This window comes from Planctopirus sp. SH287 (assembly GCF_056500625.1).
Map to the genome: position 1 here is coordinate 2,491,924 of NZ_CM151403.1, position 22,786 is coordinate 2,514,709.

Genomic DNA, 22,786 nt, shown 5'->3' on the forward strand with positions numbered 1-22,786 from the left:
TCTTTTGCTTCTCTGTCAGCAGGCCAGCCATCTGACAATTCCCATTGCGGAAAGGTTGTCCTGATGCCGGAACTCCTGGTGATGGATGGTTCGGGCCAATCACGGTCAGTTCCACTGAGCAAAACACAGCCGGTGATGATCGGTTCTCTGGAATTCAATGAAATTGTCGTGCGCGATCGCGACATCCCGTCGGTCGTCTGCCGCATCAGTTGGAGTGGAAAAGAGTATGAGGTGACAGCCGCTGGGGTTTCCGCCGTCAACGTCAACGGAAGCGCTGTCGCACGGGCAGCATTGATGACCGACGATGTCATCATTGTCGGTAGCACCAAAATCAGTTTTAAAGATGCTGAGAGCCGGCTTCCCGCTGAACCGCTATCTCCCACTTCAGCTCCTTCCACCAGGGGAAAGCCATCGGTTTTGCCTGCACCGACCGAGAAAGCCAAAGCGACTTCCTCCAAGGCTGTGGCCGAGCGACCAATAATCATCGAGGAGCTTTCGGCCAGCTTCAGTCAACTCCCCTCTCTCCCCAGTCGGCCCAAAGAAGACATCGTACCCGGACGTCGCCCCAGTCATGCTTCGGCCGCTCGCGTCTCCACTAATCCACCACGCCCTGTTGCCAGTGGCAAATCACGACAGACTCCTGCCGGAAAAGTTCGTCCTGGCGAAGAGGATCTTTTGCGATCACCCCTGGTTCTGGGAATGATCATTTTTCTGGGTGTCCTGATGGTCAGCGGAGGAGTCACCGTCTACCTGATTCAACAGCGGTCGCTCGAACGGGAGTTCAGACTGGCAGAAGCGGACTTTCGTGAAGGGCGATTTGCCCAGTCATACGCCCGTTTCCAGGAATTTGTTCAGCATCATCCGGGAACCCAGCGCACACCCACAGCACGTCGATATGCCTGGCGAGCCTCTATTGAAGGGGAACTGGCTGGAGCAGCCCCTTCATATCCCCAGGCCCTGGAACAATTACAAAACTGGCTCACAGAAGATCGCAATGCTGCCGACTTTAAAGACATCCAATCCGACTTAAGACGCGCAGCCGAACGCATTGCCGCAGGGAGCGCTCAGGCGGCGGCAGCCCAGGCCAGCCCTGACCTCTTGCGTATCAGCGAAGAAGCCACACGGATCATCGAGCGGTTTACAGAAGACCGCGCCGAACTCAAAGCGATCCTTGATCGACTTGATCAATTGCGAGAAGCCGCTCCTCTCGCAATTAAAAGAAAACAGTCGCTGGAGAACAGCCAGTCAGAGATGAGAAAGCTGATCGATCAGGGCGATGCACTGGCCGCATTGTCGATCCATCAGGATCTTGTTGCCAGATATCTCGAGTTGGAACGTCGCCCGGAGTTACGCCGTCTTGTCGAAGAAGCCCTGCTTGCCGAAAAACAGCGTGTGACACGGTCTGAGGCCCCTGCCGCAACCAAGGTCACATTACTGGAACCCGCACGCAGCGTTCTGCCATTTCACCGTCTCAGAAGTCGTATTGAAGAACAGGTCGCAACGACCGACTTCCCGGTCCGCCTCCCTTCCTCTGTTGCTTCAGTCGATATTCATAGCGGCAGCGTGAGATGGCAATACCCATTGGGGGATGGGGAAGGCTCAAGGTTTGTCAGCACCATTTCCGGCAATACCGAGCGTTGGCTCGTCTACAGCCAACATGAAAAATCGTTGATCTTATTCAATGCCAAAGAGGGTCAACCTCTTTGGAAATGTCCCATCGGAGCATTGGCCGAAGGACTCCCTTGCATTGTCGAAAACGCCCTGTACGTCTCGTTGTCTCAGGGGGAAGTCTGGCGGATTGAACTTGAAACGGGAAAGCCCAATGCCGTGCTGACATTCCCGCAGCGATTGGCATCCCAGCCCGTTCTCTTGCGTAACGAAGGTTATCTTGTCGTCGGCGGTGACCGGTCGCTGCTTTACACACTCAGTCGCCAGCCACTCGATGTCGTGGCTGCCACATACACGGGACACCACGCGGCGTCGCTCGTCATTCCTCAATTAGCCAGCGGTAAGTTGCTCATGGTGGGTGAGAATGATCAACTCGATTCCGCCAGATTGCTGGTCTTCGGAACAGACGCCCCCACTCAGGCACTCCCACTTCGTCAGACATTGCGCGTCCCTGGTGTGGTGGCAGCAGCCAGTCGTGTTCGTGGAACCAGGCTGGCCATCCCTTTGACGGGCGAGCGTCTGACTCTTTTCAACGTGACGGATGAAGCCGGGCAGGAACCGTTCACTCCAGCCGGCGGATACCCTGTGCGTTCTTCGCATGATGGCCCCGTGGAACTCTGGTTGACTCCGACGGATGAAATCTGGATGCAGGGAGCGACACTGAAACGATTCTCCATCAGTTCCGACGGGATCGGCCTCCTTTCAGGAAATTCATTACCCGGCTGGACATCAGGGCCAATAATCCCTGCCGGTGATCGTGTCTTCATGGCGCGCCGACCCATGTGGAGTTCAGGGGCCGTCGTCGGGACAACAGATCTCGCTGCCCGTAGTGGAAGCTGGAGAACCATCCTCGGCGGGCAACTGCTGGCTGCGACAACAATCAACGGAAAGCTACTCACCGTCAGTGACGCGGGAGTTTTCACGACCTGGCCAACCGATCGTCTCCCGCAAAACTCTGGTGCCCTTCCCGCAGGTCAGTCATCAACGATCGAAGCCACAGCAGCCATTGATCTTCCCCTGCTGGAAAATTGGCGATTGATGGCCACCGCGACCGACGACAGGCTGATCCTCATTGCCACGCGACCGCACCCCGGCAAGAATCATGAGGGCGTCACCCGCATCTGGCAGTTCACAGGCGGCGTCGGGACTCTTCAATATCGTGAATTGGAAGGACTGACCGATCTTCCGCCACTGGCACTGGGGCAAGGCGTTTTGCTCCTCCAGAGTCTGGGGGGAGTCTGGCTGGATCTGAAAAGCCAGCAGATGTCTCGCATCGTGTTACCTTCAAGGTCTGAAGATCTTGAAACATCTGTTCAAAACGGCTGGACAAGCGCCACCACTACCGATCAGTCGGTCATTGCCAGCACTTCCACGGGAGACCTCTGGTTGTTGTCGGTACAATCGGGACAGTTACAGCGTGTCGCGACAACCCAGCTCGGTTCAGAAGCTCTGTCTGCCATTGTTCATGCGGGCGATGTTCTCGTTGACCTGACTCGTGAAGGACGGGTCAAGCTTTGTGATCGACGAACACTCGATCCTTTAGGGGAACTTCCACAACCAGAGCCAGCCCGCGAACTCGCGGCGGATCAAAACTCCCTGCTCGTGCGAAGAAATCATACGATCGCGCACTATCCCCAATCACAACTCAGAGACGAAGCGGCTGGCAACCCATCAACAAAAGGACGCTGGCAATTACCCACAACCAGCAATGCGCCATTAGTTCTGATCGCGGATCAAACCTCCCTCTGGATTCCCACTGCACCAGGAACCGTCAGCCGTGTATTGCGTGAAACGGGAGAGGTCAAGCAGACAATCCAGACACAAATGGAAATTGACAGCCTCATCCGTTCAGGAGATCTCCTGCTGGCTGTCTCGCGAGACCAGGCCCTGGAATTTGTCGCCACACTGACAGTTCAAGACCGCGAGGGCACAACCACCAGTGCTGATACCAAAGCCTCAGATAACAACCTCCTTCAAGAGGTGGCACCATGAAGGAGGGCGACCATTCTGATTCAACATCACCGATTGAAGCCGTAGAAATCTGGGCCTTTCAGCCAGGTAGGGCGCATGAAGTTCCGACGAAATGCACCAATTCAGCGTCTCTCCCCCATCGACACCACATTGAGAGCTTGTCCGATAAGCCTTCCTCTTTCAGATTTTGCCTCTTCATCGGGATCATCTTGTTGGGGCACTCGATCGCCCAGGCGCAACAACCGAATGAGAGTCCTTTGTCTTCAACCGAGACAGCAAAAGTCGATATCACCAGTTCCGAAAACGCCACTGAACCTGAGGAAAAACTTCCCACACTCAAACAGATGCCCATTCCCGAAGCGGCCACCTTGCTCAAAAAATCCGCTGTCGACTGGCTTGTCCTGAAGACCGATGAAGTGATCGTCATCGAACCGCTGGAACCTCGGCCTGGAGCACTTGAATCACAAATCGAGCAGCAACTGGTGGCCATGCGCAAACCTTTACCTTTTTTGAAGGAAGCCATGGAGCTAGAGCAAGCCCGCCGCCGGGAATTGGGGACACTCAAGATCACACTTGCTGACCCCGCGGACTTTCAGTCGGAATATCGAATTGACGTGAAGCTGATTCGTGAAATCATCTATCACGAGGATTTGATCTTAAAGCGCGTCGATTTGCTGCTTCAAAAAAAAGAGACCACAGCGGCGTTTGAACTTCTGGCGGAACTGGCCGACATCGCACCCGCCTGGCGTGGCTTACGGGAACGCTCCACCGAGTTGTTACGTGTAGAGGCCCAGGTTGCTCTGGAAAAGTCGAATGTCGACATGGCCCGCCTGTATTTACTTCAGTTAGTCGAACGGGGAGAAGCCTCAAGCTCCGATCGTGAACAGCTTTGGAAAACCACTCAATCCGAGTTTAAAAAGGCACGAAACAGCCATTCGCCCCAACGCGCCTGGGATCTGCTGGCCAGTCTTCCAGAATCACTGCAACGAGAAAAACCTTACGAAGAGTTGAAACAGCAGCTTGTCGATGAGGCTTTAAAGAAGCTCAGCGCTGGCAACCATGAAACAGGAACGTGGAAAGCCTGGGATGCCCTCTTGCAATCGCGCCAATCAGCACTTGGCCTGCCTGATGTTCAAGCGCGATGGAAAGAAAATCAGCGCGTGGCCCCTTTGCTCAGAGTCGTGCGTACCGATGATGGCCGTGATTTGCTCTCCCGCCTCACTGAACTTCATTTGTTTAACCGCACCCTGGCCTTGGGAAGTCGGGAAGGAGCACGCACAGCCTCCTCCGCACCGCCGGAACTCGTGTGGACATCCCCCCTGCTTCAACATTGGGAGCCGACGGATCTCGGAAGGCAATTAAGGCTGACAATCAACCGGCAGGCCATGGAAAAAGGCTGGAGTGCCGATCTCCTTGCCCTCTGGCTACGCGATGCCAGTTCAGATGACCAATCGCCGCTCCGGTCGTTTTTGAAAGGCTACCGGGTCGCTAGCCCTTCTGAATTGCTGATTGATTTAAGAAAGCCGCCGCGATCAATTGAAGCCCTGTTATCTGGCATCCCACCGTTCAAAGCAGATCACTATCAAGGGGATGGCTGGCAAACGGTTTCCCCAGAGACATCCCTTGATATGTTGAGGCCGTCAGCCTCAATGCCGTTGCCTCACTCCGAAAAAAACAGCCCTCAAGTCAAAGCCCCGGCGTTCTTGAATTGGCAACATCAGCCGATATCCCCTGCCGAATCTTCCATAAATTCTGACCAGCATGCAGGCGGGAATACGGAGACGAACAACAGAGAAGACGACGCTGCGCCAACCGTTCCAGTGACCTCCCTCTCATCAATAACCGTCCTCCAATCAACCCAACCGCGACATTCACTGAATGATCGAATCTCATCGACCTCACTGCCGATTCGCTGGATCCATGAAGAGCGAGTCCATTCGGAGACCATCGCTGTACGAAAGCTGTTGCGGGGTGAAGCCGACTGGATTCCTGTAATCGACCCTCAGGATCTGGGACGGTTTCGGCGTGACAGCCGCTTCCATGTGATTCCCTACGCCACGCCATCGACCCTCACGCTTCGGTGGGCGACGGACTCCGACCTCGCAAAAAACACCTATCTGAGACGTGGATTAGCGTTGCTGATGCCTCGTGAAAAGCTCGCTGCAGCGGTCGAGGGAACTGACGCGGGAGCAAGCGTTCGACCAGCCTATCAGTTCTTTGGACGTCAACAAGCCTCTTCTTCATATGCTCTGACGACCAGTTCCGAGAACGGTTTTGATCCTGTCGCCGCGGCCACATTGCTAGCGATGGCCAGGAAAGAATCAGGAGATCGATTGCGTCCCCTCCGTATTGAACGCCCGGATTCAGACATGGCCCGACGTTGCCAGGATCTCGTCGCTGACTCGCTGAATCGACTGGGAATAATCACCGAAGAAGTCCCTTGGGGAAGCCCCCAGGCTGACCTGAGATGGGAACGTGTGATCGTGGCTGATCCGATCTTTGACTGGATGCCCGTCATTGCACCATCACCTCGGCACTCACGTCTGCCCCGGTGGAATCTTCTGGCATCGAATGATCAACCGGAGGATGAACATCACTGGGAATCAGCGGAATGGAGCCTGATTTCCCCGACAATTCGTTTCCTTTCCAAGTCATTGGCATCGGCGGGGAATGATCAACTCGCGATGGAAGTTGTCCTGAGACTCGAACGAGAAGTCCGGCTGACAGGGTGGCTTATTCCTCTCGTGGAAATCCACGACCATGCTGTCGGAAGCAAGCGTCTCTCCAAATTGCCCGCAGATCTGATCGGGCCTTATGACCATGTGAACGAATGGCGGATCACGATTGATGCAGGTGGCCCATGATGACACCTGCTCCAGGCTATTCGCTGCATTTATCCGCCATTCAGCCAGGTAGGGTGCATGAAGTTCCGACGAAATGCACCTATTCAGCGTCTCCCACCCATCGACACTACATTCAGAGCCTGTCCGGTCAGACTCCCTCTCCCCTCGTGAGCCGGGTAGGGTGCATGAAGTTCCGACGAAATGCACCAATTCAGCGTCTCTCCCCCATCGACACCATATTGAGAGCCTGCCCGGCAAGGCTCCCTCTCCCCTCGTGGGAGAGGCCCGGAATGAGAAAGCTGGGTGAGGGGGCCGATGAACCGTCCGTGTTACCAAAGCCAATACCAACCCCCTCATCCGGCCTGAAGCCACCTTCTCCCTCAGAGGGAGAAGGATTTGAGCGTTCTCAGCCAGGTAGGGTGCATGAAGTTCCGACGAAATGCACCAATTCAGCGTCTCTCCCCCATCGACACGATATTCAGAGCCTGTCCGGCAAGGCTCCCTCTCCCCTCGTGGGAGAAGGATTTGAGCGTTCTCGGGCAGCCATTCAGTGGTCGATGGTCTGTTTACTGGTTCTGGGATGCTTCAGTTCTGCTCTCGCTGAGGGAACAGAGCCAGCCACAAGTAAGTCTCGCCTAACGGCAACCATCAAACCCTGGGAAGAAACCCCTTATCAGATTGTGTGGCAGATTCGCGAAAATGATGCGTTAAATCGTCCGGTGATCGCGTCTCTGTCTGAAGTCTCATTGCCCCGCCTCGCCAGGCAAATGAGTCGAGGATTATGGAGTGCCGAGACGGTGGTTCTTCCGCAGGACGTGGATGGAATTTTCAGCGTGGAACTGAAAAAAGTCGGCGAGGGATTTGAAGCCTCGCTTCAATGTGAACAGCCTCAATACGAGAGAACTATTCGGCGAGTTTTACCCAGGCAGGCCACTCGTGCGGCGATCGAAAGATTGCTGGTCACCACAGCCCTGGAACTCTTTGCTCCCGAAGTCAAACTGATCACTCGCAGCGGGGGAGATCTTCGCGCGATTGAACGTGGTGTCGATCGCTCCGATCTTTTGCCAGCTCCCTGGCAGCCTGCACAGCGATCTTTTGCTGAACCATGGATCTGCCAGCTGGATGATCACCGAAAAGTCACTCGGAGGACTCGAGTCGACTGGACAGTCATTGAACTGGATCAGCAACGAAAACCGACCGTTCATTCAGGAGCGCGTGCCGGCTTGGGAGGGCGATCCCGTTCTTTGGTGGAAGTTCGTGGCTTACTGGTTCCCCCTCATCAGGAATCAACGGAAGTCACGATTCTGACCACACAAACCAAACAGCCTCAGATCGGGCTGGATGTCTTTCTGTCGACCAAACCTTTACCCGCCGCCACACGAATTCAACTGGAAAGACTGCTGAAAACTCCCACAGTGCCACCCGAGTCACCAGTCAACACCGTACCAGAAGTCAACTCCGCTCCGGCAAATCCCAAGTCAACGGCTTCGGAGACAGAATCTGGTCTGGTACGGGATTTACTGACCACGAATCTTCGGGGAAGCATTCGGATCAGCAGCATGCCGTCATCCCCTTCGCCCGCATTGCTCTGGCTCAATATCTTCGGAGGTGATCAGTTGCTGGCACGTGTCCCACTGATCACAGGGTCGCGCGCTGAAGCCCAATTACTGCTTCCAGATGACCTGCCACGACGTGACGCCGAAGCGCGCCTGGCCACACTGGGAGAAGAAATCATGCTCGCAACCGTCAAGCGGACTTCACTGCTGGCACGAATTCGAAATGCCTCAAAACAACGGCAATGGCCAGTGGTGGAACAGCTTCGTCAATCGATGTCGGAATTACCTACAGACCAGAACGTCGCGGCTCTCATTTCGGCCATTCGCTCCACCAGCATTGAAGCGGCTCAAAAAATCCCCAGCCGATCAGCAACAGAACGCATTAAACGCCAATGCGATGCCATTCTGCAATTATCGGCTCAACATCTGAGCAGCGAGGCCTTGCGGGTTCTGGACGAAGAAATCACCCAGTTACGTCAAGTGGATCATGCCGAAGCCCCCCAAACTCCTGCAGCCGATTAACCATCAATCATTCCGCAGTAAGGGTTGCACTCTGCCGCCACTTTGCTGAAAACAAGGCAAACAAACATCAGGGCCGACCCTTGGGGATATCGACCAGTTTTCTCTTGCGATGACAACGTGTAGACTAAGGACATTATGGCGGGAAACACATTTGGTCAGGCGTTTCGCATTACTACGGCTGGTGAAAGTCACGGCCCCGGCAACCTCGTCATCATTGATGGCGTCCCTGCGGGAATTCCCTTGACCGTCGATGACCTGATGGTCGATCTGAACCGCCGCCGTCCCGGACAAAGCCATATCACTACCCAGCGTGATGAAGCTGACCTTCCAGAAATTCTCTCAGGTGTCTTTGAGGGAAGAACCACAGGCACCAGCCTTGCCATTCTCATCCGTAATACCGATCAGCGGAGTAAGGATTATGGCAACATCAAAGACATCTACCGTCCCGGACATGCCGATTTTACGTTTGATGCCAAATATGGTTTTCGTGATTACCGGGGGGGCGGTCGCTCCAGTGCTCGCGAAACCACAGCCCGCGTAGCGGCTGGAGCCGTCGCCAAGCGACTGTTGAAAGAAGCCCTGGGCGCCACAGTTGTTGGTTATGTCCATCAGGTGGGAGACATTGTCGCTCAGGTCTTACAGCCTGAACTTGTGACAGAGCAGCAAGTGGAACACTTGCCTGATGGCTCACCAAACATTATTCGTTGCCCGGACTATGCGGCCGGTGAAAAAATGATTGAGTTGATCGAGACCGTTCGCAAAGAACAGGATTCAATCGGCGGTGCCGCCACGATTGTCGCCACGGGAATTCCCGCCGGGTTGGGTGAACCCGTCTTCGACAAGTTGAAGGCCGATCTCGCCAAAGCCCTGTTCAGCCTGCCAGCCGTGCTGGGGGTCGACTATGGCATTGGGTTTGGTTGTGTGACCATGCGTGGCAGCGAACATAACGATCACTTTGTGCCCAAGCAGGCACATGCCGATCAAAAGCTGGTAGCGGCAGAGCGAATCACCACGGTAACAAACCGGCATGGAGGAATGTTAGGGGGGATTTCCAGCGGCTTGCCGATCATTCTTCGGGCCGCAGTCAAACCCACCAGCAGCCTGCCACTCGAACAACCCACCGTGACACGCGATGGAACGGAAACCACAATCCGTACCAAAGGTCGACACGACCCCTGCCTGTTGCCCCGATTCATCCCGATGGCAGAAGCCATGGTCGCCATTGTTATCGCCGATCATTGGCTACGCTGGTGCGGCCAGACCAACTGGAAGCCCTCTCAGCCAGGCTTATCCAGTCAAAAGGAATAAGGGGGTGCCATGAAAGTTCGTCATTCGCTGACTCAACTCACTCCCCGGCCACGCGGTTGCCACCTGGTGACAGATGAGGTTCTGCGGGCATTACCCGAGCTTCCCGAGGCCGGTGATGGGTTGCTGTTTGTCTTTATCCTGCATACATCCGCCTCGTTGACGATCAACGAGAACGCAGACCGCGATGTTCGGACTGACTTTGAAATGGCACTCAACCGCCTGGTTCCCGAGTCATGGCCCTACGTCCACACGCTGGAAGGCGAGGACGACATGCCCGCACATGTGAAGGCCTCGCTCATGGGGGCCAGTGTGACAATTCCCGTTGCGAAAGGGCGGCTCATCCTGGGAACCTGGCAAGGGATTTACCTTTGCGAGCACCGCGATCACGGAGGCCCCCGGCGGATCTCACTCACTCTGATGACCTCCCAATAGACCAGCCAAACCATGACCAGCCTGCAAAAGTTTTTTGCAGACAGCACCCTGTCAATCAACCCGTTATCAATCAACCCGTTTTTCCAGCTAAGGATCAATCAATGAGCTTCAAGACCTCCCCTGCGATAAAATTTCTGGCTGTCGGCCTCTTTCTGGTCGCAGCGACCTTCAGTTTCGGATCACAGAAAGCCGCGATGGCAGATGAGCCTGCTCCCCAGTTACTCCGGCATGTGGTACTCTTTGAATACAAAGAAGGAACCACCCCTGCCCAGATCGAAGAAGTGACCAAGGCCTTTGCCGGCTTAAAGGGAAAGATCTCTGAGATCGTCGATTTCGAGTGCGGAACCGATGTCAGCGTCGAAGGGAAAGCCGGTGGGTTCACACACGGGTATGTCGTGACCTTCAAGACCGCAAAAGATCGCGACAACTACCTTCCCCATCCCGAGCATAAGGAATTTGTGAAGTTGGTCGGCCCACGTCTCAAGAATGTTCTGGTGTTTGATTACTGGGTCAAAAAGTGAGTGGCATGGGCCGTTATCTCACATTTTATTGAAGTATGAATCGATTCTTGACCGGCTCCTGAGGCTTCAGTCAGGAGCCGTAGATACTTTCAAAATCAGCCAGCCGCAATTCGGTGTTGGTGCTGTTCTTGCTCAACTGGTAAGGGCGATGGCTCTTGGCTGGAGCGGGCGGGCCAAAGACTTTCCGTGAAAGATGAAGCAGGCGGGTTTTCGGGTGAGAAGTCCGGAAGTTCGTCAGCCGCATTGTCCACTTGATGCTCGGACTCCAGTTGGCCACGCAGGGAACATATTCTTCACGGAAACAGGCCACGCTGTCACCCGACCAGGGAAGTTCCAGCAGGATCTGTCCCAACAGCCAGGAACGTGACGCCTGCTGGCTGGCGTTACGCGGTGTCGATATCGCCAGCACTTCATACTGAACTCCATGATGGTGACCAATCACCACCGCCTCGGGACGCTCCCCGCTCATCGCGATGGAGAGATCCAGCATCCCCAACTGGAGAGAGCCTCGGACACACCCCGTCAGGTACTCCTGGAGTGACTCATCAAACAAATGTCGGACGCTTTCCCACAGGCTCAGGACATCAGCAGAAGTTTCGTCCGGGCGAAGACGCAGGAGTTCCAGTTTCTCGCTATGAGAGCGGCTATGTTCAATGATCTCCAGATCACGAGAAACATAGATTGACCAATGTTTGAAGCAATCCGCCGAGAACGCAGCATACTTTTGCCAGCGACTGGCACTGACGGGAACTCGGGCCAGGCGGCAGGCGCTAATGCAGCGGTCACGCAGGCCGGCATCTTCAGAGAGATAACGCAAATCGAGAATATCGAAGTCGTTGGAATTGTGTAGAGCGCGAAAGGCCGGAAACAGCGTACTCGTGACGTTTCGCCCAATCGGTCGATAACCCACTCCCCAACTATCCAGCGGCCACGTCAAGACCCGAACAGCCCCCAGCCGTGTGGCAACTTTCTTGAGAACCAGCGGAGCAAAGCCCACAGGCTCATCGCCAAAGAGGACGACATGACACTCCAGAAGTTTGTCTTGGCCAAACGCCTTCCAATAGCTTTCCAGCCATTCCAGTGACTGCGTAAATTGGGCTCGTGGATCCTCTTTGACAAGGCGAGTCCACGCCTCACGGTAGGGAGCCAGATGTTCAAGTTCTGTGACCGGAATCACTTGATACATTGCCGAGCCTTTCCAATTAGGGGGGGGGAATACTCGGCGATGTAACGCAAGGCCCATACCAGAAACGTGGCCTTGAGAGCCGGAAGCATCAAGCTTTCGAGAGTGACAGGTATCGGCCGCGCGTTTGCCAGAACAAGGTCATTTTGAAGCGACAGACTCGACTTGAATGGTGACATGGCTCATGCTCAGAAACACGATTTTGCTGAGCCACATCAGCAGTGATGCGAAAAAGCAACATCTGTCCTCCCCTTCTGTTTCCCAAACTCCCCCTTGCGGTTGACCCAGCCATGCGACTGATTTTGAAACATCAGCCAGAAATCCCGCTGGCAATGGATGGGCTGACGCGAAAGCTTGCTTCCGGAATGACGGCGCAAGATGTCGCTGAGATAATGGTCTGGCAAGGTCGACAGCAGAGAAAACTGAGTGACTGGTTTCACTGCGAAGGCACCTACCTGGACGATCTGGAAATTGTCGGAGACCTGTCGCGATGCGACCGCGTGGGCGAAGGTTGGTCGCAGGGCCGCCTCTTCATTCACGGTTCCTGCGGCTATCGGACAGCAGCCCACATGAGCGGTGGCCGCGTTGTGGTCGCAGGGAATGTGGGCGACGATGCCGGAGCAGGGATGCAGGGAGGACTTCTCCGCATCCATGGCAACGCAAAAGATCGTCTGGGTGGCCCACGGGATGGCGCGATGATGGGCATGCAGGGAGGCGAGATTGCCGTCACCGGAAACGTAGGCGATCTGGCGGGAAATCTGATGAGACGAGGATTGATCGCTGCCGGCGGCCGTGTGGGACGCATGGCAGGACGAGGAGCGATTGCAGGAACCATCGTGGCTGGTCAAGGGTTTGGCGAAGCCGCTGGCTTTGGGCTGAAGCGTGCCACGCTGATTTCACTTCAATCTGAGGAAACACCTGTTTCTCTGGAAGACGCCCGGCTGAAATCCCTGTTGTGGAAGCATGCGGGAAAGGTGGAGTCCATCTATTTGCGCATGCTCTTTCGGCATCTCGCCCAGGTTTTTCAGGGCGAAGATCAGACCTCAGCCGATTTCTGGCAGAGCCACGCGCAAGAACCACGTGTTTTTGAACGATTTCTCGGTGATCAACTGACCTTGGGACGAGGTGAATTAATCACGCTGAGCAAAGGAGCTTCTTTGCTTCCCGAGTAGTGCCTTGCCACGGCTTTCTCTTGGGTTTCCACACGCAGTCACGTCCCCCATTTGGTCAAGTTCTCACTCTGCCCTTGCCGAAAAATTGAACTTAGGTACACTTGATCTTAAGTTCACTTCAGGGGTTTGCACTATGAACTGGTTGATGACGGATATGGACTCGTTCTTTGCGTCGGTTGAGCAGCATTTGCGACCCGAATTACGCCAGCGACCCGTGGGGATTATCCCTGTCGAGTCCGACTATACATGCCTCATTGCGGCCAGTTATGAAGCCAAGCGGTTTGGGGCCAAAACGGGCATGAAGGTCAAAGAGGCCCGACAAATTTGCCCGAAAATCCAGTTGATCAAAGCCCGCCCGGCGGCATATGTCGCAGTTCATCAGCAAATTCTTCAAAGCATCGATCGCGTCGCTCTCATCGAAAAGGTCTACTCGATTGATGAATGGACAGTGCGCCTGACGGGCGAGCACAAGCAACCCGAGCACGCCACACAGTTGGCTCATCAGATCAAGCAACAGTTGGCGCAAGACTTCAGCCCCTGGCTGACGTGCTCGATTGGCATTGCTCCCAGCCGATTGCTCGCCAAGATTGCCAGTGGTCTGGATAAGCCGAATGGACTTACCATTCTTTCCGTCGAAGACCTTCCTGGCCGCCTGGATCATCTCCCGGTTTCAAAGCTGACGGGCATTGGCAAAGGCATGCTGGCACGACTGGAGCAAAACAAAATTCATTCCATACGGGATCTGTGGAACATCACCCGCGATGACGCCATCCGCATCTGGGGATCGATCTCAGGAGCCTATTGGTGGGCTGGATTTCACGGCGAAGACGAACCCGAACAAACGACTCGCCGCCGCTCGATGACTCATGGAAACGTCCTTGATCCTCAGTTCCGCACAGAAGAGGGCGCGCACGGAATTCTCCAACGCCTGGTTTGCAAGTTGGGGCAACGACTACGGCAAAGCGGTTACCTGGCGCGTCACTTACAATTGTCTGTGGGCGACGTTCGTGGCGGGCACGTCTTTTTTGAAACCCATCTTCCGACGATTGATGACACTTACACGCTGCTCAACGCCTTCGAGGGCTTGTGGAAGCGACGAAAATCTGGCGGGCCGCCTCCACGCAAAGTCGATGTGACAGTCTCCGGACTGATCCTGGCCACACAGGTGGCACGCCCTCTGTTTGAGGATATCGAGAAGCGACAGCGGGCTTCACAAGTGATGGATCGCATCAATTTGCAATGGGGGCCATCCAAAATTTACATCGGCTCACTCCATCACTACCGCCAACCGATGGAAAATAAAATCGCCTTTGGTCGCATCCCCAATGACTCAGATTAATTCACAGTTGCCAATCACACAGTTCCCGATCACACGGCTGCCAATCACTCTGAGCAGGCACGATCAACTCACAGCCAGTCCGGGAATTCCCCCTCTCCCGCTGACGCGAGAGTGCCGGGGTGAGGGTTAATTAACCATCCGTCTGTGGGTAATCGTGGAGAATAGATGGTCACGTTGGACAAGCTCCTCTCCTGTTTTTCACGTTTTTTCCTGCGAAAAACGCAGATTCTTTGATCGGAAACAGTGGCTTCTCCGGATGGATGATTTCGCCATCAAAGTCTAAGATGGAACGGTCATCCCCCCTTACATGGAGTCCGGTCGAATGCTGATGAGACAAAATTGGCTGCTGAGTTATGGTGTGACTGCCGTCTGTTTCATGGCACTGATCACAGAGTCCCATGCGCAATCGGCAGCCGCGCCACAGACTCTCTCCAAAGAGGTTCATCCGGCTGATAACCCCGCCACGCCCGAAAAAATTGAACTGGGGAAACAGCTTTACTTTGACCCTCGGCTGTCATCCAGTGGAACGATTTCCTGCGCCACCTGTCACGATCCCGAGAAGGGTTACAGCGATGGTGAAAGCGTTTCAACCGGCGTTGAAGGGCAAAAGGGAGGTCGCAATTCCCCCACGGTCATCAACAGTGCCTATCACAAATTTCAGTTCTGGGATGGCCGGGCCAAAACCCTGGAAGATCAGGCGCTGGGGCCGATGCAGAACCCGATTGAAATGGGAATGAAGCTCGAACCATTGATTGAACGACTCAATAAAATTGAAGGGTACCGCAACCAATTCCAGAAGGTGTTTGGTACTGACGTGACGCCCGACAATCTGGCCAGGGCGATCGCGGCGTTTGAGCGGACAATCGTATCAAACAATTCTCCCTACGATCGCTATCTCGCAGGTGACCGGTCATCCTGGACACCGGCCATGGAACGTGGCCGGACGCTTTTCTTTGGAAAAGCCAATTGCAGTGCCTGCCATAGCGGGCCGAACTTCACAGACAACGCCTTCCATAACATTGGTATCGGCGACAAAGATGTGGGCCGCTTTGAGATCTCCCAAATTGAAGGAGATCGGGGAGCATTCAAGACTCCCTCAGTTCGCGAGGCCCAGCGTACCGCTCCTTATATGCACAATGGCCAATTAAAAACGCTGGAAGAGGTAGTGGATCATTACAACAAGGGAGGGGTTCCTAACGACTACCTGGATGAAGAAATCTATGAACTCAAACTGAGCGCCGAAGAAAAAGCCGACCTGGTGACGTTCATGCGAGATGGCTTAGCCAGCCCCGACTTCCCTGTGGTGAAGAAGCCTGAACTCCCCAAATAGATTCGGGAAAAAAGATCCGGGATAAACTCGGTCTCTTTTTTTGTTAAAGAGAGAAGGCCCTTCGATCACACTCAGGCCACTTTTAGCAAGTGAGGTGGAGCCATAAATCCTGGCCATCACAAGATCATCGCGGGTGTGATCACAAGTCTGGAGAAGACAAGGGCTTTGCAATCATCTTGCGAGAGTAGTAGCATCAGCAGCCAATCGTATTTCGTTGTACGACAGGAAACCCCTTGTGTGTTTCCTGCGAATGAATACGACACATGGAATCGGAAGGAGATGGGAGGGAAGTTCCCCATGGCCAATCGGTTCTGTTTCGGATTGTCTGACATCGTGACAAGACTTCCAACCGAATTTCTGTTGAGAGGGACGACGGATGCGTTTCTGTTTGAATGATTTCCATGCAATGAAGAGTCAGCCGATGGTGGCCTCTGCACTGGTCGCCGCAGCGATGGCCTTCTCGGGCCTTTCTGTGACGGCTCAAGAAGCAGCACCCGCTGCTGAAGCGCCCAAGGCGGAAACACCCGCTCCTCAGGAAGTGAAGCCTGAGGCTCCGAAAGCTGAGACACCCAAGGCCGAGGCCCCCGCTGCTGAAGCTCCCAAAGCTGAAGCTGTTAAGCCAGATGCCCCCAAAGCCGAAGCTCCTAAAGCAGATGACAAGCCTGCTGCAGAAACCAAACCTGCCGAAACCAAACCTGCCGACACTAAACCTGCTGAAACCAAACCAGCCGAAACCAAGCCTGCTGATGCTCCAGTTGGCCCTAAGCCCGTGGAACTTGTCGAGCATCTCGATAACCCCACCGGTGTGGCCATTCACGGCGGTAACGGCCACGTCTTTATCGTCTCAAAGCAGGGAGTCTTCCGCCTGGTTCCAGGAAAGCCTCATAAGATTTATCTGGAAGTCGAAGGCTTCCCAACTGATGTTTATGGCAAAGGCCCCAAGTACGACATCGGCCCTCTCGGAGTGGCATTGCTCGGTACCGACCGTTTGATCGTTGCTGATGGCAGCCGGCCTGATGGTGAAGAACTTGTTCGTGTTTACAAGATCGAAGACAAGGTTCCTGGCCCACCTCGTAAGGAAGCCGATGCAGAGGTCACGCTCGGCCCCATCGCTCCAGGCGAAGCCAGCCCTAAGGGAGAAGGCAACTATTACGGCGTCGCTGTCATTGGCAACGCGATTTACATCACTTCCAACGGCAACGATGCCAAGGGATGGGTCGTCAAGTCGGTTGTGACGGATGGTAAGCCGGGCGAACTGACTCCATGGCTGGCTACCAAGGAAGCGGTCAACGTTGACGCTCCCATCGCAGCCACATCAACTCCCGATGGTAAAGAACTGGTCATCGGCCAAGGTGGTGAAGTGAACGTGGCGGGTGACTCCCTCGTCACTTTCTATAGCCCTGAAGATGGCAAGCTGCTCCGAAACTACAAGACCGGCCTGCATGACATCACCGGCCTGGCCTATGCCCCGAATGGCAAACTGTACGCCGTTGATTTCGCCTGGCCAGACGCCACTCAAGGTGGCCTGTTCGAGATGGTCTTTGAAGGTGAAGAAGTCAAGCCCAAGAAGATCCTCTCTCTGGATCGTCCGACCTCGCTGACTTTTGATAAAGAAGGCAATGCCTACGTGACCGTCTTCGGTACCGGAAAAGAGACGGGCGATAAGCCCAAGGGTGGCCTGCTCAAGATCCCAGCCGGCTTCTAACAAGCTCGAACAAAACCACTGGTGCGTTTCAGGAAAGAATCACGCTTTGATACTTTCCGAGTATCACAACGGGTTTTGTTAAGCACGCTCAATTCCACGATATTTTTACGCGAATGGCCCGGAGGCATATCCTGTCTCCGGGCCACTCGCTTTTGATAAACGCCCATTTGTTTTCTCCGTTTGCAATCTCCCTGCAAATCAGGAATCTCCGGCAATCCTGACTGGAGACCTTCTCAGCAAAGATGTTAACATCGATCCCTATTGATGGGTTGTTGGCGGCATCACTTGTGCTGAGGCAAACTCATCTCGGGAGATCTGGCATGCTTTCATTGACCGGCGACGGTTCTGCCCACACTTGTAACGGTGTCAACCGGAGGGATTTTTTGCAGGTAGGAACGCTCGGCGCGGCAGGATTGACGCTCGCCGACCTCATGCAGATGGAATCACAAGCACAGGAACACAGTCGGACAAAAGGGAATGACAAACGTTCTGTGATCATGATCTACAATCTGGGGGCTCCCAGCCAGATTGATACATTCGATCCCAAGCCATTGGCACCTCGCGAGATTCGCGGCCCTTTTGAGACAATCCGCACCGCTTCCCCCGATATTCAGCTGACCGAAATTCTTCCCCGACATGCTGAGATCGCCGACAAGTTCTCGATTGTCCGCAGTTGTTATCACTCGGCTCCTGCCGTACATGATGCGGGCTGGCAGTATCTGCAAACGGGGCGTTTCTTTACCGGTGGCGTGCAGACACCTCATGCCGGAAGCGTGACCAGTTATCTGATGGGACGCCGTACCGACTTGCCACCGTTTGTCGTTCTGCCTGAGTTAATGGGATCGGGCGGAGGAAATCTTCCTAACGGACAAGCTGGTGGCTTTTTAGGGAAAGCTCACGATCCCTTTGCCCTCAATGCTGATCCCTCGAAACCCAACTTCAAAGTGCCCGATCTTCTGCCGCCTCCACAATTGGGAGAAGCTCGACTCGACCGCCGGCGAAAACTGCGTTCCATTGTCGAAAGTTCCCTCTCTCAGTTTGAAAACAGCGAGTCAGCAAACCTGCTGGGAAGTAACTTTGAAGCAGCATTCCGATTGATCAGCAGCCCTCAAGCGCGGGCGGCTTTCGATCTTTCCAGTGAACCGCAGGAAGTTCGCGAACGCTACGGCATGAACCGCTTCGGACAGTGCTGCCTGCTGGCACGCCGATTAGTCGAAGCCGGCGTGCGATTTGTCACGATCAATACGTTTCTCACCGTTTTCAATGAGATCACCTGGGATATCCATGGCACCCTTCCCTTCACATCAATCGAAGGAATGAAGAACATTGTCGCTCCCATGTATGACCAGGGCTATGCAGCCCTCATTCGTGATCTTGACGAACGTGGGCTGTTAGGAGAGACACTCGTTTGCAATCTGGCGGAGTTTGGCCGTACTCCTCGAGTGAACCCCGCGGGAGGACGAGACCATTGGCCACAATGCTGGAGCATGTATTTTGCCGGTGGTGGTGTTCAGGGCGGGCAGGTCGTCGGCAAGAGCGATGCCATTGGTGGAGTTCCCGCAGAGCGACCAGTCACGCCTCCTGAGGTCGTGGCAACAATTTTTCACAGCCTGGGATTCAACATCGAAGACCATTTGCCAGGGCCGGCCGGTCGTCCGTTTCCGCTGGTCGATTTTGGCACCAAGCCGATTCGGGAGTTGTTTGCATGACACGGTTTCAAGTCGTTCCGCTGTTGATGCTCCTCACCCTCCTGACTCATGAGGTGATGGCCAATAACAACTCGGCCATCGCCGAGGAGTCTATTCGTATTGCGATACTGCCGGAAACTATTCGACTTTCCTCCCCCCTGCCATCACAGCAGCTGCTGTTACAGCGGATGACGGGAAAGGTCTCTTCAGGGCCGGTGATTGACCAAAATTCTATCGCATGGTCAATCGCTGACCCAGAGATTTGTGCGGTAGAATCTGGTCGCGTTGTCGCCAAAAAGAATGGGCGAACGACACTCCGTGCCGTCATGAAATCTGAGGTTCGGGCGGAAGAGGTCGTTGCTGAAGCTCAAGTGATCGTTGAAGGGTTTGATCCTGATACTCCCTGGAATTTCCGCAATCACGTGCAATCGGTGCTGAGTAAGACGGGTTGCAACATGGGAGCCTGCCATGGGGCGGTGGCCGGGAAAAATGGATTCCGGCTCTCGTTAAGAGGGTATGACCCTGAAGGAGATTACCTCCTGATGACACGCCATGCGCGGGGCCGGAGAATCACGGCGCATGATCCTGGTCGCAGTCTGTTATTGACCAAGCCGACAGGAGCGATTGCTCACAAAGGGGGCGTTCGATTCAATGAGACATCTCCCGAATATCGTGTTCTTTCCGAATGGATCGCCCAGGGACATGGCGGGCCAGTGGCCGATGACGCACGGATTCGTCAATTACACGTCTACCCCCCGCTCAATCGGTTGCAGACCGGTGATCAGCAACAACTGCTGGTCATTGCCGAATTCACCAACGGCCGATTTGAAGATGTCACTCGTTGGGCGAAGTTCACAGCGACTCATCACGCCGTTTGCACCGTCGTCAATGAAGGAGAAACCCCAGGTCTGGTGACCGTCAACGGCCAGGGCGAAGGCTCCGTGATCGCGTGGTATCTGGCACAGAACGTGATCGCAACCGTCACTGTTCCTGCTGTCCAGGACATCCCCGCACAGGCACTTGCCCGCCGGTCGAAGTTGGGGCCGATTGATGAAATGATTCTTGCCAAACTGGAAGAACTCAATATCCCCCCCAGCCCGCGTTGTCGCGATAGCGAGTTCCTTCGGCGGCTTTCACTGGATTTACTGGGAGTGCTACCCACCGCTGCTGAGGCGGAAGCATTTCTGGCATCAGACGCCCCTGATAAACGCACGCAACTGGTGGATCAGTATCTGTCTCGCCCTGAGTTTGTCGATTACTGGACTTACCGATGGAGCGATCTCCTTCTCGTGAGCGGCGAACGGTTAAGGCCAGAAGCCGTCAAAGCTTATTCCGCCTGGATTCGTGAGCAGGTCGAAAAGAATACCCCCTGGGATGAAATAGCACGCCACATTCTTCTGGCCAAGGGGAGCACATGGACTCATGGGGCGGCAAACTTTTATTCGCTGCATCAGGATCCGCTCGATATGAGTGAAACCATCTCAACCGCTTTCCTGGGGATGTCGATCAACTGCGCCCGTTGTCATGATCACCCCCTGGAAAAATGGACGAACGACCAATACTACGGCATGGCCAGCCTGTTTGCCCGAGTCCGTGGCAAAGGCTGGGGAGGTGATTTCCGGGCAGGTGATGGGAATCGGATGATTTTTCTGGCCGACCAGGGAGAGATCATTCAGCCACGCACCGGGAAAGCCCAGAGTCCTCAGCCCCTGGATGGTCTTCCGATTTCGTTTGATCAGGAAGGTGATCGTCGGGAACATCTGGCTCTTTGGTTAACCGCTCGCGAAAACCCTTATTTTTCACGGGCGATTGTGAATCGTGTCTGGGCGAATTTCATGGGAACCGGGTTAGTCGAAGCCGTGGATGATCTCCGGCTTACCAACCCCGCCAGTAACGAAGCCCTTCTCTCTTATCTGGCAAATGACCTGGTCGATCATCACTACGATTTGCGACACCTCATGCGGCAAATTGTCCTGTCTGAGGCTTACAGCCGATCGAGTCAGTCAATGGTGGAAAATGCTCACGATGACAGGTTCTACTCTTGCTTCCAGCCACGCCGGCTGTCGGCTGAAGTGATGCTGGACGCTCTTTCCCAAGTAACGGCTGTCCCCACAGAGTTCAAAGATTACCCCAAAGGAACGCGAGCCTTACAACTCAGGGATGCGGCTGTCAGTTCCTATTTTCTCAGCACATTCGGTCGCCCAGCCAGACTTCTTACGTGTGAATGCGAACGGACGGATGCGCCTAGCATGACACAGGTTCTTCATCTCATGAACGGTGACACGCTCATGAAGAAGCTGGAGAACCCCGAGTGCATTATCAACTCGTTCCTGACCAATTCCGTTAACGATGGACTGGGAAAAAACGCGGCTTCTCAACCATCCGACATGACTAAAGCAGGAGAGACGATTCCTGTTTCTGCCATTGCGACAGACAATCAATTTGAATTGAGCCACGCCGATGTGACGGCCATTGTGACACAATTTTATCTCTCGGCCTTCAGTCGCTATCCCTCAGGAGACGAGTTGCGTCAAATCCATGAAGTCATCGGCAACACCCCGCATGCAGAACATCGTGCGGCCTTTCAAGATCTCCTTTGGAGCTTGCTCACCAGTCGCGAATTTCTGTTCCAGCATTAATGAGCGATGAGACGCATTTCAATTTGAAATAGCGCTCTGTGTGCCATGTTCGCAGCTTTGGGCAAGCATGTTTTTGAGATCATCAACGCGACATTTCAAGTTGCGATTCGCATCAGATGGAAACGGCTTGCTCACTGGCTTCTAAACGCCGCGTGGGAGCGAGGCTGGCTTCAGGCGTGCCAGTGGGGGGCACGTCCGCAGATTCAAAGGGAGACCACATCACTGCCAAAGCGCCAACCAGATTGGCACTCAACGGGGCCACCTTCAAATTGACGGCTTCCCATTGATCAAAAGGGACTCCGGGAAGAGGGACTTTGACGCCTCCCGGCGCTTCCACAACAGGGCCTTGATGGCGACCACTCAATCGATCATTCCACGCATTGACCGGCTGTTGCCAATGATCCAGTTGCGAAAGAGCTTCCGGCAATAAGCCAGGAATCATCATCGGAGGATGAGGAACACGGGCTTTGCTGAGATCCCCCAGCACACTAAGTAACAAGACAGCCTCACCCCGTGAACCAGGTTCAGGCAACCACTTTGACTCCGATGTACCAGCAACAAGCAAGGACGCAGGCTGCTCATTTGTTGAGAGAGTCTCTGTCAAAGCTGCTACTGGTGAAAGGCCATCTGGGGCAGCGGGTGACGAACTGCGCGATGGTAAGAATTCAGAGCGGGATGCCATGGAAGAAATCCAGACTGGCACACTGTAAGTCACACTGCTGGAGATCGCGCGAGGAATTAATGACCATGACTGGGCGCCAGGGAATGGCGTGGAGCGAGTCACAGAAATCCCACCACAGGTCACACCGATCAGCAAGGCCGCAGCCACGACAGGCTTCAAATTATCGCGCCACCCTGAACGAGATCGTCGTTCAGTCACTGACAAGCGGTTCTCAGAAAATGGCATGA

General features: G+C 54.6%; 14 protein-coding genes. 12 read left to right on the plus strand and 2 right to left on the minus strand.

Features of this window, described 5'->3' with window-relative positions; all coding sequences use genetic code 11:
* The first annotated feature begins 63 nt into the window (after positions 1-63).
* The 6 genes from SH287x_RS09340 to SH287x_RS09365 all read left to right on the plus strand — a co-directional run bounded on the left by SH287x_RS09340 (position 64) and on the right by SH287x_RS09365 (position 10,821).
* A complete protein-coding gene (locus SH287x_RS09340; protein WP_479518436.1) occupies positions 64-3,660 on the plus strand; it encodes an outer membrane protein assembly factor BamB family protein in 3,597 nt (1,198 codons plus the stop codon).
* A gap of 236 nt (positions 3,661-3,896) precedes the next feature.
* Positions 3,897-6,503: an ABC transporter substrate-binding protein gene (locus SH287x_RS09345; RefSeq protein WP_479518437.1), complete on the plus strand. Its 2,607-nt coding sequence runs from the start codon at positions 3,897-3,899 to the stop codon at positions 6,501-6,503.
* A gap of 164 nt (positions 6,504-6,667) precedes the next feature.
* Positions 6,668-8,560 (plus strand): hypothetical protein, encoded by a 1,893-nt coding sequence (locus SH287x_RS09350; protein ID WP_479518438.1) that lies wholly within the window; start codon positions 6,668-6,670, stop codon positions 8,558-8,560.
* 135 nt (positions 8,561-8,695) lie between these two features.
* On the plus strand, positions 8,696-9,868 hold the full coding sequence (aroC, locus tag SH287x_RS09355) for a chorismate synthase (protein WP_479518439.1): 1,173 nt from the start codon (positions 8,696-8,698) through the stop codon (positions 9,866-9,868).
* Positions 9,869-9,877: 9 nt separating this feature from the next.
* On the plus strand, positions 9,878-10,300 hold the full coding sequence (locus SH287x_RS09360) for a secondary thiamine-phosphate synthase enzyme YjbQ (protein WP_479518440.1): 423 nt from the start codon (positions 9,878-9,880) through the stop codon (positions 10,298-10,300).
* A gap of 101 nt (positions 10,301-10,401) precedes the next feature.
* On the plus strand, positions 10,402-10,821 hold the full coding sequence (locus SH287x_RS09365; protein ID WP_479518441.1) for a Dabb family protein: 420 nt from the start codon (positions 10,402-10,404) through the stop codon (positions 10,819-10,821).
* 70 nt (positions 10,822-10,891) lie between these two features.
* Here the strand turns inward: SH287x_RS09365 and SH287x_RS09370 are convergent, their stop codons facing one another.
* Positions 10,892-12,007: a GNAT family N-acetyltransferase gene (locus SH287x_RS09370; RefSeq protein WP_479518443.1), complete on the minus strand. Its 1,116-nt coding sequence runs from the start codon at positions 12,005-12,007 to the stop codon at positions 10,892-10,894.
* A 287-nt stretch (positions 12,008-12,294) separates the two neighbouring features.
* On the opposite strand from SH287x_RS09370, the gene SH287x_RS09375 reads away from it, so the two are divergent.
* From SH287x_RS09375 to SH287x_RS09400, 6 genes are all read left to right on the plus strand, one after another.
* Positions 12,295-13,176: a formylmethanofuran dehydrogenase subunit C gene (locus SH287x_RS09375; RefSeq protein WP_479518444.1), complete on the plus strand. Its 882-nt coding sequence runs from the start codon at positions 12,295-12,297 to the stop codon at positions 13,174-13,176.
* 133 nt (positions 13,177-13,309) lie between these two features.
* Positions 13,310-14,515, plus strand: coding sequence for a Y-family DNA polymerase (locus SH287x_RS09380; RefSeq protein ID WP_479518445.1), 1,206 nt, complete (start codon positions 13,310-13,312; stop codon positions 14,513-14,515).
* A 322-nt stretch (positions 14,516-14,837) separates the two neighbouring features.
* Positions 14,838-15,845 (plus strand): cytochrome-c peroxidase, encoded by a 1,008-nt coding sequence (locus SH287x_RS09385; RefSeq protein WP_479518446.1) that lies wholly within the window; start codon positions 14,838-14,840, stop codon positions 15,843-15,845.
* A gap of 406 nt (positions 15,846-16,251) precedes the next feature.
* Positions 16,252-17,550 carry a hypothetical protein gene (locus SH287x_RS09390; protein WP_479518447.1) on the plus strand — a complete coding sequence of 433 codons (1,299 nt, stop codon included), beginning with the start codon at positions 16,252-16,254 and terminating at the stop codon, positions 17,548-17,550.
* A gap of 320 nt (positions 17,551-17,870) precedes the next feature.
* Entirely contained in the window at positions 17,871-19,259 is a 1,389-nt protein-coding gene (locus tag SH287x_RS09395) for a DUF1501 domain-containing protein (protein WP_479518448.1), read from the plus strand.
* Complete coding sequence (locus tag SH287x_RS09400; protein ID WP_479518449.1) at positions 19,256-21,877, plus strand: DUF1549 and DUF1553 domain-containing protein; 2,622 nt, start codon at positions 19,256-19,258, stop codon at positions 21,875-21,877. The genes SH287x_RS09395 and SH287x_RS09400 overlap by 4 nt, the downstream gene beginning before the upstream one ends.
* A gap of 112 nt (positions 21,878-21,989) precedes the next feature.
* On the opposite strand, the gene SH287x_RS09405 is transcribed toward SH287x_RS09400, so the two are convergent.
* Positions 21,990-22,784, minus strand: a complete 795-nt coding sequence (locus SH287x_RS09405; protein ID WP_479518450.1) for a hypothetical protein — start codon at positions 22,782-22,784, stop codon at positions 21,990-21,992.
* Positions 22,785-22,786: the final 2 nt, after the last annotated feature.

Bases quoted from the DNA above. Each gene is read 5' to 3' on its own strand.
- SH287x_RS09385 (WP_479518446.1), top strand. From the start codon at position 14,838: ATGCTGATGAGACAAAATTGGCTGCTGAGTTATGGTGTGACTGCCGTC.
- SH287x_RS09380 (WP_479518445.1), top strand. From the start codon at position 13,310: ATGAACTGGTTGATGACGGATATGGACTCGTTCTTTGCGTCGGTTGAG.
- SH287x_RS09390 (WP_479518447.1), top strand. From the start codon at position 16,252: ATGAAGAGTCAGCCGATGGTGGCCTCTGCACTGGTCGCCGCAGCGATG.
- SH287x_RS09405 (WP_479518450.1), bottom strand. From the start codon at position 22,784: ATGCCATTTTCTGAGAACCGCTTGTCAGTGACTGAACGACGATCTCGT.
- SH287x_RS09395 (WP_479518448.1), top strand. From the start codon at position 17,871: ATGCTTTCATTGACCGGCGACGGTTCTGCCCACACTTGTAACGGTGTC.
- SH287x_RS09340 (WP_479518436.1), top strand. From the start codon at position 64: ATGCCGGAACTCCTGGTGATGGATGGTTCGGGCCAATCACGGTCAGTT.
- SH287x_RS09370 (WP_479518443.1), bottom strand. From the start codon at position 12,007: ATGTATCAAGTGATTCCGGTCACAGAACTTGAACATCTGGCTCCCTAC.
- SH287x_RS09375 (WP_479518444.1), top strand. From the start codon at position 12,295: ATGCGACTGATTTTGAAACATCAGCCAGAAATCCCGCTGGCAATGGAT.
- SH287x_RS09365 (WP_479518441.1), top strand. From the start codon at position 10,402: ATGAGCTTCAAGACCTCCCCTGCGATAAAATTTCTGGCTGTCGGCCTC.
- SH287x_RS09400 (WP_479518449.1), top strand. From the start codon at position 19,256: ATGACACGGTTTCAAGTCGTTCCGCTGTTGATGCTCCTCACCCTCCTG.
- aroC (WP_479518439.1), top strand. From the start codon at position 8,696: ATGGCGGGAAACACATTTGGTCAGGCGTTTCGCATTACTACGGCTGGT.
- SH287x_RS09360 (WP_479518440.1), top strand. From the start codon at position 9,878: ATGAAAGTTCGTCATTCGCTGACTCAACTCACTCCCCGGCCACGCGGT.
- SH287x_RS09350 (WP_479518438.1), top strand. From the start codon at position 6,668: ATGAAGTTCCGACGAAATGCACCAATTCAGCGTCTCTCCCCCATCGAC.